Source organism: Duganella sp. SG902 (genome assembly GCF_013376005.1).
Taxonomy (GTDB): domain Bacteria; phylum Pseudomonadota; class Gammaproteobacteria; order Burkholderiales; family Burkholderiaceae_D; genus Rugamonas.
Genome location: NZ_JABMJK010000008.1, coordinates 38071 through 52605 on the forward strand (window position 1 = coordinate 38071; position 14535 = coordinate 52605).

The 14535-nt window shown below is 66.2% G+C and carries 13 protein-coding genes; 9 read left to right on the plus strand and 4 right to left on the minus strand.

What is annotated here, in order from left to right:
• Nucleotides 1-8 precede the first annotated feature (8 nt).
• Both FHW83_RS17720 and FHW83_RS17725 read right to left on the minus strand, forming a co-directional pair.
• Nucleotides 9-1310: an MFS transporter gene (locus FHW83_RS17720; RefSeq protein ID WP_176647673.1), complete on the minus strand. Its 1302-nt coding sequence runs from the start codon at nucleotides 1308-1310 to the stop codon at nucleotides 9-11.
• Entirely contained in the window at nucleotides 1294-4119 is a 2826-nt protein-coding gene (locus FHW83_RS17725; RefSeq protein ID WP_218106335.1) for a winged helix-turn-helix domain-containing protein, read from the minus strand. The genes FHW83_RS17720 and FHW83_RS17725 overlap by 17 nt, the downstream gene beginning before the upstream one ends.
• A 110-nt stretch (nucleotides 4120-4229) precedes the next feature.
• Here FHW83_RS17725 and FHW83_RS17730 point away from each other — a divergent pair, with 110 nt between their 5' ends.
• The 4 genes from FHW83_RS17730 (at nucleotide 4230) to FHW83_RS17745 (ending at nucleotide 8131) form a co-directional block, all read left to right on the plus strand.
• On the plus strand, nucleotides 4230-4910 hold the full coding sequence (locus FHW83_RS17730) for an alpha/beta fold hydrolase (protein ID WP_176647675.1): 681 nt from the start codon (nucleotides 4230-4232) through the stop codon (nucleotides 4908-4910).
• Nucleotides 4911-4994: 84 nt separating this feature from the next.
• Nucleotides 4995-7130, plus strand: a complete 2136-nt coding sequence (locus FHW83_RS17735; protein ID WP_176647676.1) for a xanthine dehydrogenase family protein molybdopterin-binding subunit — start codon at nucleotides 4995-4997, stop codon at nucleotides 7128-7130.
• A gap of 12 nt (nucleotides 7131-7142) precedes the next feature.
• Nucleotides 7143-7598 carry a (2Fe-2S)-binding protein gene (locus FHW83_RS17740; protein ID WP_176647677.1) on the plus strand — a complete coding sequence of 152 codons (456 nt, stop codon included), beginning with the start codon at nucleotides 7143-7145 and terminating at the stop codon, nucleotides 7596-7598.
• Nucleotides 7595-8131 carry a hypothetical protein gene (locus tag FHW83_RS17745; RefSeq protein WP_176647678.1) on the plus strand — a complete coding sequence of 179 codons (537 nt, stop codon included), beginning with the start codon at nucleotides 7595-7597 and terminating at the stop codon, nucleotides 8129-8131. The genes FHW83_RS17740 and FHW83_RS17745 overlap by 4 nt, the downstream gene beginning before the upstream one ends.
• On the opposite strand, the gene FHW83_RS17750 is transcribed toward FHW83_RS17745, so the two are convergent.
• The gene (locus FHW83_RS17750; RefSeq protein WP_176647679.1) at nucleotides 8128-8973 is read right to left on the minus strand and encodes a LysR family transcriptional regulator; all 846 of its coding nucleotides are present in this window, start codon (nucleotides 8971-8973) and stop codon (nucleotides 8128-8130) included. The genes FHW83_RS17745 and FHW83_RS17750 overlap by 4 nt on opposite strands.
• A 103-nt stretch (nucleotides 8974-9076) precedes the next feature.
• On the opposite strand from FHW83_RS17750, the gene FHW83_RS17755 reads away from it, so the two are divergent.
• Genes FHW83_RS17755 through FHW83_RS17770 form a run of 4 tightly spaced genes read left to right on the plus strand, consistent with a single transcriptional unit; the run spans nucleotide 9077 to nucleotide 12528 of the window.
• Nucleotides 9077-10159, plus strand: coding sequence for an L-dopachrome tautomerase-related protein (locus tag FHW83_RS17755; RefSeq protein WP_176647680.1), 1083 nt, complete (start codon nucleotides 9077-9079; stop codon nucleotides 10157-10159).
• 59 nt (nucleotides 10160-10218) lie between these two features.
• Entirely contained in the window at nucleotides 10219-10407 is a 189-nt protein-coding gene (locus tag FHW83_RS17760) for a hypothetical protein (protein WP_373997235.1), read from the plus strand.
• Between the two features lie 14 nt (nucleotides 10408-10421).
• Nucleotides 10422-11552 carry a major royal jelly family protein gene (locus tag FHW83_RS17765; RefSeq protein ID WP_229224251.1) on the plus strand — a complete coding sequence of 377 codons (1131 nt, stop codon included), beginning with the start codon at nucleotides 10422-10424 and terminating at the stop codon, nucleotides 11550-11552.
• Between the two features lies 1 nt (nucleotide 11553).
• A complete protein-coding gene (locus FHW83_RS17770; RefSeq protein ID WP_176647682.1) occupies nucleotides 11554-12528 on the plus strand; it encodes an SLAC1 anion channel family protein in 975 nt (324 codons plus the stop codon).
• 21 nt (nucleotides 12529-12549) lie between these two features.
• Here the strand turns inward: FHW83_RS17770 and FHW83_RS17775 are convergent, their stop codons facing one another.
• Nucleotides 12550-13404 carry an ion transporter gene (locus FHW83_RS17775; RefSeq protein WP_176647683.1) on the minus strand — a complete coding sequence of 285 codons (855 nt, stop codon included), beginning with the start codon at nucleotides 13402-13404 and terminating at the stop codon, nucleotides 12550-12552.
• 111 nt (nucleotides 13405-13515) lie between these two features.
• Between FHW83_RS17775 and FHW83_RS17780 the strand changes: the two genes are divergently transcribed.
• Nucleotides 13516-14526, plus strand: coding sequence for a glycosyl hydrolase 53 family protein (locus tag FHW83_RS17780; protein WP_176647684.1), 1011 nt, complete (start codon nucleotides 13516-13518; stop codon nucleotides 14524-14526).
• Nucleotides 14527-14535 lie beyond the last annotated feature (9 nt).

Below are 14535 nucleotides of genomic sequence, written 5' to 3' on the forward strand. Positions count from 1 at the left end.
ATCGCCAGTCAGTCGAAAAGAGTCGAGTTAGCTGTTGTTGAACGTTGTGAGGGCAGGCTGTGAGCGCGGTCCCTGGTCTCCGGCAGCAGCAGCGTGGCGATCACCGCCGCGCCGCTGGTGGCGGCGATGCACCACGCCGGCGCCATCGGATTGCCGGTCGCGCCGATCAGCCAGGTGACGATGAACTGGGCGCTGCCGCCAAACACCGACACGCCGATGGAATAGATCAGCGCCAGCGCCGATGCGCGGCGCTCGGCCGGGAACAGCTCGCAAATGGTGGTCAGGACGGCGCCGGCCGTGACCGCGGTCAGGAAGGCCAGCGCCGCCGACATGGCCTGCAGCGCGTGCGCGTTCGGGTGGGCTATCAGCCAGGCGAAGGCCGGCATGCTGACCACGGCCGTCAGCAGGCGAGGCCAGAACATCAGCGGCCAGCGTCCCAGACGATCGGCCAGGTGGCCGCCGATAAGCGCCCCCACCAGCGTGGTGAGGCCGACCAGGATGGCGGCTTGCAGGCCGTCGGCGGGCGGCAGGTGCAGCACCGCCGTGCCGTAGGTCGCCATGTAGCTGCCGATGTAGGTCGATACGGTGCCGCCGGCGATGACCAGAATGCCGAGCACCACTTGCCGGCTGCGCCAGGGCAGCGCCATCGGCGCGGACGGGATGCCCTCCGGCCGCGCCAGCGTTTCCGGCATCTTGAAACGCAGCGCCAGTGCGATCGGGATCAGCACCGTGCCGAGCGCGAACGGCACGCGCCATCCCCAGTCCAGCATCTGCTGCGCGCTGAGCGACAGCGACAGCACCAGCCCGAGCGCGCCGGCCAGCGCCGAGGCGATGCCCTGGCTGCCCATTTGCAGCGCGACGTAGAAGGCGCGCTGTCGTGGCGGCGCCCCCTCCAGCAGAAAGGCGGTGGAGGGGCCGGTCTCGCCGCCCAGCGCGAAGCCCTGCACCAGCCGGAAGCAGGTCATCAGGATCGGCGCGAGGATGCCGATGGCGGCATATCCCGGCGTCAGCACCAGCCCCAGCGTGCCCAGCGTCATGAGGATGGCGCTGAGCAGCAGGGCCGGCCGGCGACCGGCACGGTCGGCGTAGCGCCCGATCAGCAGGCTGCCCAGCGGACGGGCGATGAAGCCGACGCCGAACACGCCCACGGACAGCAGCAAGGAGAGCTCCGGCGCGGCGGCGGGGAAGAACACCTTGCCGATGATTTGCGCAAAAAAAGCGTAGGTGACGAAGTCGAAGAACTCAAGGCCGTTGCAGACCACCACGCCCAGCACCACGGACTTTTCAGGCTGTCTACGCAATGTCTGCATGCTGGTCGATGAGGTGGCGGGCGCGCGCGATGTCGGGCGAGGTCTCGTCCCCGGCCTCGCCGACCAGGGGAGCGAGCAGCGGCGCCACGCCCGCCGCCTGGCCCTGCGCCAGGCGCAGTTCGGCCAGCGCCAGGGCGGACCGCAGGCGCCAGGACCAGGCGCCCTGGCCGGTGGCGATGTCAAGCGCCGACTGGTAGCTTTGTGCGGCGTCTTCCCCGCGTCCCAGTCTGGCCAGGCACTTGCCGCGCGTGGTGAGTAGTTCCGGCAGGCGCAAAAGGTCGCCGCCGCGCCGGATGGTGGCTTCCGCCTCGTCGCACATCGACATGGCGGCGGCGTGCAGCGACAGGTCCGACAAGCCCCTGGCCATGTGGGTCAGCGCCACGCTGGTCAGCATTTCGTAGCCATGTTCGTGCAGCGACTGCACCGCGACGCGTATGCGCTCGCCGCCGGCGGAGGGCTGGCCATCCAGGATCTGGGCTTGCCCGTACAGGATCTCGGCCGCCTTGCGGTAGGGTTCCAGCGAGTGCTGCTTGCCGACCCGCTCCAGCTCGTCGGCGACGGCGATGATGTGTTCCACGTCCTCGGCGTAGCTGTAGACCGATCCGGCCCAGATCAGCGCCAGGCAGTAGGTCACGGCATGGCCGTGCAGCCGGGCCTGGGCGATGGTCTCGCCGGCCAGCGCGTAGGCCCGCGCGTAGCGGCCCGTGAGCCACAGGGTGCGGCTCATGCCGCACAGCGCGCGGACCTGGTACTCGAAGCCTGATTTGGAGTCCAGCACCTGCGGCGCGCTGGCGGTGTAGCGGAAGCAGCTCTCCCAGTGGCGCACCGAGTCGTCGATCCTGCCGACCATGTGCAGGCACACGCCCATCAGGGAATCGACGATGAAGCGCGATTGCGGATCATCGAGTTCAGTCAGCAGCGACTGCGCCTTGTGGGCCGTGGCCAGCGCCTCGGTGTACGAGCCCTCGCGGTGCAGCAGCACCAGGTAGCCGCTCAGCAGGTGCAGCATCTCGGGCAGGTCGCCCAGTTCCTCCGCCAGCGCGATGCTGCGGCGATAAGCGCTGGCGCCGCGTCCGCCGCGGCCACTGCCAAGGAACATCAGCGACTGGCCGAGCGCGCGCTGCAAACGCATCTCCAGCGCCGTGCCGGTCAGCGTGTGCGGCAAGCGCGATAGCGCGGCCTGCGCCCAGCGCGAGCACTCCACCAACTGCGAGTGCTGCAGCAGCAGCGGGCAGGCCGCCGCCGCCAGCTCGATGGCATGGATGACTTGCGTGTCGTCCTGCAGATACCAGTCCAGCGCGGCGCGCAGGTTAGTCAGGTCCGGCGCGATCAGGGCGGGCGTTTCAGACTGGCGCGCAATCCACTGGCTGAAAAAATCGGCGTGGCGCTGGGCCATGGCGGCCAGCTCGCCGGAGTCTTGCAGCAGATGGCGGCAGTACGACCTGGTGGTGTCGAGCATGCGGTAACGCAGGGTGGCGCTGCCCGCATCCACCGCGACCAGCGACTTGGACACCAGATTGGCCAGCAACTCCATGGCGGCAAACCTGTCCTCCTCACAGCCGCAGACGGCAATCGCGGCGTCAAGCGAGAAGGTGCCGGCAAATATCGACAGGCGGCGCAGCAGCTGTCCCTCCTCCTCCGGCAGCAGCTTGAAGCTCCAGTCCAGCGTGGCGCGCAGCGTCTGGTGGCGGGCGTTGGCGGTGCGCTGGCCGGACCAGGACAGCGAGGCGCCGGCGTCGAAATGTTCGGTGATGGCACGCAGGCCCAGCGCCTCGATGCGGCTGGCCGCCAGTTCGATCGCCAGCGCGATGCCATCCAGTTCCCGGCACAGCCGGGCGACCAGCGGCGCGTCCGCGTCCGACAGCGTGAAACCCATCCCACCCGCCGCCGCGCGTTCAACGAACAACTTGACGGCCGGATAGGCCAGCGCCTGTGGTCCGGTCAAGCCATCGTCATCGGCGGGGAAGGCCAGCGGTTGCAGGCGATAGGCGTACTCGCCAACGGCACGCAGCACCTCGCGGCTGGTGACCAGGAAGCGGATGCCTGGGCAGTTGCGCAGTATGCTTTCGACCAGCCTGGCCACCGCGTCGATCAGGTGTTCGCAGCAATCGAGCATGATCAGCGCGCTGCGGCCGGCCAGGTGGGCTTCCAGCGCGCGCTGGTCATCGGCGCAGTGCGCCATGCCGAGCGCGCCGGCCACGGTGGCGTGCACCAGCGTGTGCCCGGTGATGAAGGAAAAGTCGACGAAGTAGATCGCGCCCTCAAAGCGGGGCGCGGCGGCGTGCATGGCGGCGATGGCGACCGTGGTCTTGCCGATGCCGCCGGCGCCCACCACCGACACCAGCCGGTAACGCGCCAGCGCCGCCGTCAGCGCGGCGATTTCCTCGTCGCGTCCCAGCACCAGCGTGGACAGGGCGGGCAGGCGCGCGGCCTGCTGCTGCGCCGTGGCGGCGGGTGCCGCCGGCGCTATCGCACCGGTCTTCACCACCGGTGCGACGAAGCTGTAACCCTTGTTGGCGACATTGACGATATGGCGGTTGGCGCCACCGGTGTCGCCCAGCGCCTTGCGGATGGCGACGATGTGGAAGCGCAGGCTGCCTTCCTCCACCACCATGTTGGGCCACACGCGCGCCAGCAGCTCGCGCTTGCCGACCACCTCTCCGGCCGATTCGACCAGCGCGATCAGCACGTCCAGCGCGCGGCCGCCCAGACGGACCGGCGTGCCGTCCTGCTCCAGCAGGCGCTCCGCCGGCGACAGCGTGAACGGACCGAATTGCGCGCGCCACTCCAGGTTCATACTTTTATTCACACTATCCTAACAGAACATACAGCGCCCGATTTTACCCTATATGGGTGGTTGTGCAGGCAGGGCCATTCGCTCAAACTGCCTTGGCACATCAAGGGAAAAAGGTTGAACACATGCGAGACGTGGTGCTGGTACATGGCGCCTTTGTGGACGGCAGCGGCTGGGAAGCGGTCTACCGGATACTCAAGGCCGAAGGCTACCGCGTGCATGTGGTGCAGCACCCGGCGGTCTCGCTGCAGGCCGACGTGGCGGCGACGCGCGCGGTGATCGATTTGCTGGATGGACCCGTGGTGCTGGTGGGCCAGGGCTACGGCGGCGTGGTCATCACGGAAGCGGGCAATCACGAGAAGGTGGCGCGGCTGGTGTACGTGGCGGCCTTCGTGCCGGACAGCGAGGAGTCGGTGCAGGCATTGTGCGCCCATCCCTTGCCCGGCACGCCGATACCGCCGATGCTGGCGCCGGTCAAGGGCTTCCTGCGGCTGGACCACGCCAGGTTCCCCGAGGCGATGGCGGCCGGCCTGGCGCCGGAGCGCGCCGCCTTCATGGCGAGCAGCCAGCGGCCTTTCGGCATGGCGGCTTACACGGGCATGGTGGGCAGTCCGGCGTGGCGTTCGAAACCAAGCTGGTATCTGGTCGCCACCGGCGACCGGATGATAGCGCCCCAGCTTCAGCGGGCCATGGCCCGGCGCGCGGGCGCCGTTGTGGAGGAGGCGGCCGGTTGCCACGTTTTGCAGGAGTCGCATCCCTCAATAGTAGCAGGCCTGATCGGGCAAGCGGCGCACCTGCCCGCATGATGTCCGGATTTACCCGCTTCTTTGTCCGTTTTGTTTCGCGGACGGTGCCTATAATTTTTTTCACATATTTCGCAAGGAGTTTGCATGACCGATCGTCGATCATTCCTCAAAGTCATGGCGGCGGCCGGCGGAGGCTTGCTGCTGCAGGTGGCGATACCAGGCGCCCGCGCGCGTGATGGCGGCAATGCCGCCTGGCAGGCCAACGCGGTGGTGCGCATCGCCGCCGATGGCAAGGTGCACCTGATCATGCCGTACATCGAAATGGGGCAGGGCACCTACACCTCGATACCGATGCTCATCGCCGAAGAACTGGAAGTCGATCTGAAGGATGTGGTGCTGGAGCACGCACCCGCCGACGACAAGGCTTACATCAATCCGGCGCTGGGCTTCCAGGTCACCGGCGGCTCGACCACCATCCGCGCCGCCTGGCTGCCGATGCGCCAGGCCGGCGCCGCCGCGCGCATGCTGCTGGTGCAGGCGGCGGCGCGGCAGTGGCAGGTCGATCCGTCCGCCTGCGCCGCCGCGCATGGCTCGGTGGCGCATGCGGCCAGTGGCCGCAAGCTAAGCTACGGCGCGCTGGCCCAGGCCGCCGCGGGGCTGCCGCTGCCGGCGCCGGAAGCCATCGTGTTGAAGCAGCCCAAGGACTTCCGCCTGATCGGCAAGGCACAGCACCGTCTCGACACGCCGGGCAAGCTGAATGGCTCGGCGCAGTACGGCATCGACGTGCGGCTGCCCGGCATGAAGGTGGCGGCGCTGGCCATCACGCCGGCCTATGGCGGCCGCCTGCTTGGCCTGAACGAAGCGGCGGCGCTGAAGGTGAAGGGTGTGCGTCAGGTGGTGCGCCTCGATAACTGCGCGGCCGTGGTGGCGGACAATTACGGCGCCGCACAGAAAGGCCTGTCGCTGCTGGAGCTGCGCTGGGACGATGGCCCGAACGCCCAGTTGTCCACCGCCGATATCGTGGCCGACATGGCGCGCGCGGCGAAACAGGGCGCGGCCAAGGTGCGCAGCGACGGCGAGCCGGAGCAGGCACTGGCCAAGGCCAGCCGCGTGCTGGAGGCCACCTATGAACTGCCATTCCTGGCGCACGCCGCGATGGAACCGATGAACTGCACCGTTCACGTGCAGCCGGACCGCTGCGACGTCTGGACCGGCACCCAGGTCATTACCCGCGCCCGCGCGGTGGCGGCCAAGGTGACTGGCCTGCCGGAAGAGAAAGTCACGGTGCATAACTTCCTGCTCGGCGGCGGCTTTGGGCGCCGTCTGGAGATCGACGGCGTCGAGATGGCGGTGCGCATCGCGCGCGAGGTCAAGCATCCGGTCAAGGTGATCTGGAGCCGCGAGGAAGACATCCAGCACGATATGTTCCGTCCATACTTCTATGACCGCGTGCGCGCCGGGCTGGATGAACAGGGCATGCCGGTGGCCTGGTTCCACCACCTCACCGGTTCCTCGGTGCTGGGCCGCTTCCTGCCGCCGGCCTTCAACAACGGCTTCGATCCGGAGACGCTGGATGGCGCCGATAGCCCGCCGTATGCGTTCAAGGCGATCCGCGTCGACTACACCCGCCACGAGCCGCCGCACATTCCGACCGCGTTCTGGCGCGGCGTCGGCCCCACCCACAATGTGTTCGTGGTCGAGAGCTTCATCGACGAACTGGCGGCGGCAGCGGGCAAGGACCCGCTGGAATACCGGCTGGCGCTGATGCGGCAGAACCCGCGCGCCACCGCGGTGTTGCAGCTGGCCGCACAGAAGGCCGGCTGGAACGGCCCGCGCAGCGGCGATGTCGGCCGCGGCTTGTCGGTGCAGTTCGCCTTCGGCACTTACATGGCGATGGTCGTCGATGCGCAGCTGGTGGATGGCGAGGTGCGCGTCAAGCGCGTGGTGTGCGCGCTCGATTGCGGTGTGGTGGTGAACCCGGATACGGTGAAGGCGCAGGTTGAAAGCGCCGTCATCTTCGGCATCTCGGGCGCGCTGTATGGCGACATCACCTTCAAGAACGGCCGCGTCGAACAAAGCAATTTCCACGACTACCGCGTGCTGCGCATGCATGAAACGCCGCTGATCGAAACCCACATCGTCAGCAGCAATGAGGCGCCGGGCGGCATGGGCGAACCGGGAACGTCGGCGCTGATGCCGGCGCTGGCCAACGCCGTGTATGCCGCCACCGGCAAACGTATCCGCAAGCTGCCGATCGCGACGGCCTTGCAAGCAAGCTGACAGGAGTAAAACATGATGAATCTGAATATCAACGGCAAGACCGTCAAGGTGGAAGCCGAAGCCGATACCCCGCTGCTGTGGGTGCTGCGCGATGAGCTGCATATGTCCGGCACCAAATTCGGCTGCGGCATGGCGCTGTGCGGCGCCTGCACCGTCCACATCGACGGCCAGCCGACGCGCGCCTGCGTGATGCCGCTGTCGGCGGCGGCGGGCAAGAAGATCACCACCATCGAGGCCATCGGCGCCACGCCGGTCGGCCAGCGCGTCCAGGCCGCGTGGGCCGAGATCGACGTGCCGCAATGCGGCTACTGCCAGTCCGGCCAGATCATGGCGGCCACCGCGCTGCTGCGCGCCATCCCCAAGCCGACCGACAAGGATATCGATGAGGCCATGTCCGGCAATATCTGCCGCTGCGGTACTTATCCGCGCATCCGCGCGGCGATCCACAAGGCGGCGGGGCAGGCATGATGCGCGGTGTGCTTTTGCTGTGTCTAGCGCTGGCGGGCGTGGCGCAGGCTGCGCCGGAGAAGGGTGACGGCAAGCTGTTCGACCCCGTCGCCAGCGTGGTGATGACGCCGCGCTGCGTCAATTGCCATCAGGCCGAGGCCCCGCGCCAAAAGGACTTTGCGATGATCCATGCGCAGCGGGTAGTGCGCGGCAACGATGGCCACGGCTCGGCGGTGCTGCATTGCGCCGCCTGCCACCAGACGACCAATACGGCGCAAGGCAAGGTGCCGGGCGCGCCCAACTGGCACCTAGCGCCGCTCAGCATGCGCTGGCAGGGGCTGGACAAGAAAGGCGTGTGTCAGCAGATGCGCGACCCCAAACGCAATGGCAACCGCAAAACCGGCGAGCAGGTCATCGAGCATATGAAGACCGATCCGCTGGTGCTGTGGGCGTGGAATCCCGGGAACAACCGCACCACGCCGCCGATGTCGCATGAGGAGTTCATCCGCGTGCTGGAGAAGTGGGCCGAAGCGGGCATGCCTTGTCCGGACTAGGATAGCGCAGCCAGGGTGGCGTCCAGCAGGGCGCGCAGGCGCGGCGAACGTTTCAGGTCCTTGTGATAGCCGGCCCAGACGTCGCGTCCGGGCGGTGGTTCGCCCAGGTCGACCAGGTGCAGGCCGCGAATGCCGTCTCCGATGCAGCGCGGCAGCACGGCCAATCCGGCGCCGTTGCGGCACAACGCGGCCTGCACGTCGCGGCTGTTGGCGCGCAGCGTGGTCTGCGCCTTGGGCAGGCGCCGCCGCAGCCAGGTGACGTCGGCCAGCTCGCCGTAGGCGGTGTCCATGATGATCAGGCGATGCTGGCCACCTTCGGCCTGGCGCAGATAGGCGCCGGAGCCGTACACCCCAAATGCCGCGTGGGTCGCCTTGCGCTGGATGACGTCCGGCTCGTCGAACTGGCGGAAGCGGAACACCAGGTCCGCCTCGCGCCGCGCCAGGCTGACCAGCCGTGTTTCGGTGATCAGCTCAATGGTCATGGCGGGATGCTGGCCGCTGAAACTGGCGAAGACAGGCGCCAGCACATGTGCACCGAACCATTCGGTGGTGGAGACACGCAGCAGGCCTTCCAGTTGCTGGCGGCCGGACAGCTTGCGCATCACCGCATCCGCCTCGTGATCCATTTGTTGGACGTGCTCGAACACCGCATCACCCTCGTGCGTGAGCAGGAAACCGTCATCGGTGCGCTGGAACAGGGTGTAGCCCAGCTCCTCCTCCAGCGCGCGGATGCGCCGCCCCATGGTGGATTGCGATTGGCCCATCGCCCGCGCGGCCCCGCTCAGCGTGCCGTTGCGGGCGATGGACAGAAATATTTTCAGGTCATCCCAGTTTGCGTTCATATCCCTCCCATGCATTTTTGCATGATGTTAAACCATTTGTGGAGATTTCAAATCGTTTTTGCATGAGGTACGCTACAGCCATCCCATATTCGTGGAGCTTTACATGAAAAAGAACATCGTGATTGCAGCATTGATCGCAGTCTCCAGCCTGAATGCCGGCGCGACTGAGCCCCTGCGGGTCGCCGCGCAAAGCGACAGCATGATCTGGAACGGCGTGGCGGTGGACGGCGAACGTGTGTTCGTCGCCGGCCCGCGCTGGACCGGTTCCAGGGGACCGGCCGTTGGTCTGATCGACAAGGAAGGCAAGCCGCGCCCGTATCCGGACGCGGGTTGGAACAGTTGGAAGGAGGGGGGCAATAACGCCACCGCCTTTGTCAACGTCAACGCCATTCATCTGGACGGGAAAGGCCACCTATGGGTCATCGATAGCGGTTCGCCCGATTTCGGCGGCGACCCGCTGCCGCATGGCGCCAAGGCCGTTCAGATCGACCTGCGCACCAGCCGCGTCAAGCGCGTTTACGAATTCGGCCCGGACACCGCGCTACCGGGCAGCTATGTCGACGACATCCGCTTCCATGGCGACCATGCCTACCTGACCGACGCCGGCAAGGCGGGCATCATCGTGCTGGATCTGAAGACCGGCAAGTCGCGCCGGGTGCTGGATGGCGCACCTTCGACCACCGCGCCCAGGGGACGCGTGATTGAGGTTGCCGGCAGTGTGGTGCGCGGCGGCGATGGCCAGCCGCTGCGCGTGAATGCCGATCCGTTTGAGGTCAGCCCGGACGGCAAGTATCTGTATTTCGGCCCGCTGTCAGGCCCATGGTCGAAAGTCGAGACGCGCCTGCTGGACGACCCTTCGGTGGATGCGGGCACATTGGAACGCGCCGTCCGGCCGTGGGCTGACCTGCCGCCGGTGGGCGGCACCGCCATGGACCGCAAGGGCAATCTGTACTTCACCGACCTGAAAACCAGCAGCCTGAAAAAACGCACGCCGGATGGCGGCGTCACCACCCTGATCCAGGACGATCGCCTGCACTGGGTGGACGCTCCGGTGATCGATGCCCGCAACCGCATCTGGCTGCCGGTGCCGCAAATGGACCGTGGCGCCTTGTTCAACCAGGGTGTCTCCAAGGTGCGATGGCCGATTACCTTGTACACCTTGCAGCTGGAAGGGGATGGGAAATGAAAACGTAGCCGGTATCAGCCGGCGAGTGGGGGGGCATCCCATTCTGGCATCAGCAGTTCCTGCACGCCCGCCATCGCATCCGCGCGCTGGTTGAGCCCAAGGGCATGCTGGGCGGGACGGACGCCGCCACGCTGATGATGCGCCGCGACGCGGAGGGCAAGATGGCACCTGCCACCATTCGCGCCCTGGAAGGGCTTTATCTTGGAAACGATGTGGTTACCGCTATCGATGCCGCTATCACGAAATGATTCATAGGGAGTTCATGATGTCTAAAATCTTCAGGTTTTTGCGTATTACCTCGGTTTTGCTTGCAGCGTTGAGTTTCGCCAGCGCCTATCCGGCGACGGCCGCAACGCTGGCCAATGTCGAAGCGGTTCAGGCGTTCGACGGCGCCATGCCGACCGGCGTGACGGTATCGGCCAAGGGCCGCATATTCGTCAATTTCCCGCGCTGGGGCGATGACGTGCCGTTCACCGTGGGCGAAGTCCGCGACGGCAAGGTGGTGGCTTTCCCTTCGCAGCAAATCAATATCTATGATCCCGCGCGGCCGGCGCAAACGCTGTCCAGCGTGCAGAGCGTGGTGGTGGACGCGTTTGACCGGCTGTGGATACTGGACCCCGCTGCGCCCAAGTTCCAGACGCGCATCGCCGGCGCGGCCAAGCTGGTGGCGGTGGACCTGAACAGCAATCAGGTGGTCAAGACCATCGTTATTCCGCCCAGCGTGGCACTGGATACCACTTACCTGAACGACGTACGTTTCGACCTGCGCGTCGGCAAGGCCGGCGTGGCGTATATCACGGACTCCTCCGTCAGCGGCCCGGGTGGCATCATTGTGGTCGATCTGGATAGCGGCAAGAGCTGGCGCAAGCTGACCGGGCATGCCTCCACCTCGGTCGATCCGACCTTCGTGCCAGTGGTGGAAGGGCAGCGCTTTACCTCGCTCAGCGTCGCTTCGGACGGCATTGCGCTGTCTGCGGATGGCAAGACACTGTATTACAGCCCGCTGTCCAGCCGCCACCTGTATTCCGTGCCGACCTCCTTGCTGATTGATCCGGCGGCAAACGACAAGGCGGTGGCAAGCGCGGTGCGCGACCTGGGTGAAAAGGGCGCCTCCGATGGCCTGGAGGCTGACGACAAGGGTCGCCTCTACGCCAGCGACTATGAGCACAACGCCATCCACCAGCGTCTGCCGGACGGCCAATGGAAAACCCTGGCCGCTGATCCGCGCATGCTGTGGCCAGACACGCTGTCGGTGGGACCGGATGGCTATCTCTACTTCACCGCCAACCAGTTGCACCGCCAGGCCGGCTTCCACGACGGGAAGGACCTGCGGACCAAGCCTTATATGCTGTACCGTGTGCGCATCGACGCCAGCCCGGTGCTGCTGAAATAAGATGGATGCCACCGCACACAAAACCGTCGCGGCCCTGCCGGTCGCCTTGTTCGGGTCGGTGATGGGCCTGGCCGGCCTGTCGCTGGCCTGGCGCGCCGCCCACGTCCAGCTAGGAGCGCCGGCATGGATCGGCGCGGGCCTGGGCTGGCTGACGCTCGCCGTGTTCATCATGGTCAGCGCCGCCTATGCCACCAAGATCGCGACCGCGTTCGACGCCGTCCGGGCCGAGTTCCAGCACCCGGTTGCCGGCAATATGTTTGGCACGGCGCTGATCAGCATCATGCTGCTGCCGATGCTTCTGGCCGATTTCAGCCTGCCGCTGGCGCGCGCGGTCTGGGCGGTCGGCGCGGCCGGCATGACCGCATTCGCGTGGCTGGCGGTCAGCCGCTGGATGAAGGGCGAGCAGCAAGTGGAGCACGCCACGCCGGCCTGGATCGTCCCCGTGGTGGGGATGCTGGACGTGCCGCTGGCGGTGCCGTCGCTGCATTGGCAGGGCTTACAGGAAGTCATGCTGTTTGCGCTGGCGGTTGGCCTGTTCTTCGCGATGCCGCTGATGACGCTGATCTTCTCGCGCCTGATCTTCCAGAAGCCGATGCCGGCGCCGCAGCGGCCATCGCTGATGATCATGCTGGCGCCGTTCGCGGTGGGATTTTCCTCGTACGCCATCACCATGCAACGCATCGATGACTTCGCGCAGGGCCTGTACATGCTGATGCTGTTCATGCTGGCGGTGCTGCTGGAACGGCTGCGCAGCCTGCCTGCCTGCTCGCCATTCCGGGTGTCGTGGTGGGCGGTCAGCTTTCCGCTGGCGGCGGCGGCCGGCGCGGCCTTGCGCTACGCGGCCCACGCGCAAAGCGTGTTTGCCGATGCGATCGCGGTGCTGCTGCTGGCGCTGGCATCGCTGGTGATCGCCGCGCTGTTCCTGCGCACGCTGTTTGGCATCCTGCGTGGCGAGCTGCTGGCGCTGGTCGGCTGACAGGAGCGGGTGCGGGCCGGGCTAGAGCGGCGCGCCGCAATCCTTGCAGTAGCGGGCGGTCGGTTCATGCCCGGGGCTGAGGCAGCTCGGGCAGATGCGCGGCAGCAGGGCGCGCTGGCCGCGCTGGTGGGTGATCTCGGAGCTGATGATGCCTGTCGGGACCGCCAGTATGCCCCAGCCCAGCAGCATCATGAAGGAGGCTATGGCGCGGCCGATGTCGGTCTTGGGCACCAGATCGCCAAAGCCGACCGTGGTCATGGTGGAGATGGCCCAGTACACCGCCGTAGGGATGCTGGTGTAGCCATGTTCCGGCCCTTCCACCACATACATCACGGTCCCCAGCAGGAACACGATGAGGAATACCACCGACAGGAACACGAAGATCTTGCGGCGGCTGGCCAGCAGCGCATCGCCCAGCATGCTGTATTCCTGGATGTACAGGGCCAGTTTCAGAATCCGGAAAATCCGCAGCAGACGCAGGATGCGCACGCCCATGATGACGTGCGCCCCTGGCACAAACAGCGACAGATAGCTGGGCAGGATGGACATCAGGTCGATGATGCCGAAGAAGCTGCGCGCGTACACCACCGGCCGCCGCACGCACAGGCAGCGTCCCACGTACTCGATGGTGAACAGCACCGTGAAGAACCACTCGGACCCGTGCAGCCACGCGCCGTATTCGGCCGCGATCGACTGCACGCTGGTCAGCACGATCACCAGCACGCTGAGCAGGATGGCGCCAATCAGCGTCAGGTCGAACGCCCGTCCCTTGGGCGTGTCGGATTCAAAGATGATGGCGTAGAGCTGCGCGCGCCAGCCGCCGGCCGGCTTGCCGAGGCGTTGCTGCAATGGATCGATAGGGCTGGGGGTATTCATGGGCGTCTATCTTACCGGCAAATTCAGCAAGCTGGCGGGCATATCGAATAGGCATGGCTTGTCATGTTTTCCTCATGCGTGCGGCGGCGGGCTTTCGGCTACGATGGCGGCATGAAAAAATTACTGATAGCGCTGCTGGCGGCCATCGCCTTGCCCGCCGGCGCGGAGACGTTTGTCAAGGGCGCGGACGTCGGCTGGCTGCCGCAGATGGAGGCCACCGGCTACAAGTTCTACAACAAGCAGGGGCAACAACAGGATGGCCTGCAAATCCTCAAGGACCATGGCATCAACACGGTGCGTCTGCGCACCTGGGTGAATCCGTCCGACGACCGCGCCAGTGGCCATAACAGCCGGGATGAAACGGTCGCCATGGCGGTGCGCGCGCAAAAGATGGGCATGCGCGTGATGCTCAATTTCCACTACAGCGACAGCTGGGCCGATCCGCAGCAGCAGCGCAAGCCGGCCGCGTGGGTGGGCCACGATTTCCCGCAATTGCTGAAGGATGTCTACGCTCACACCTACGATGTGATGAGCGCGCTGAAGCAAGCCGGCGTCACGCCCGAGTGGGTCCAGATCGGCAACGAAACCCGCACCGGCATGATATACCCGGAGGGCCACACCGACAACTGGCCGCAACTGGCGCAGCTGATCAACCAGGGCTATGTGGCGGTCAAGGCCGTCAGCCCGGCCTCCAAGGTGGTGCTGCATCTCGATCGCGGCAACGACAAGCAATGGTTCCGCACCTGGTTCGACAACGCCACGGCGAATGGGGCAAAATACGATGTGATCGGCCTTTCCTATTACCCGTACTGGTTGGACGGGCGGCCCGACTACACCCTGTCCATCGACGATCTGGGCGACAACCTCAAGCAGCTGGCCGCGCGCTACGGCAAGGCGGTGATGGTGGTGGAAGTCGGCGGCGAGGACACGCAGCCGCAAAACACTTACGACATGCTGATGGCCGTGCAGCGCAAGGTCCGGGAGGTGCCCGACCACAAAGGTTTGGGCGTGATCTACTGGGAACCCCAAGGCGCGCGCAGCTGGAGCCACTATGAATTGAGCGCGTGGGGCGCCGATGGCCGTCCGACCAAGGCCATGGACGCATTCTTGGATTCCTTATAAGGAAGCTCG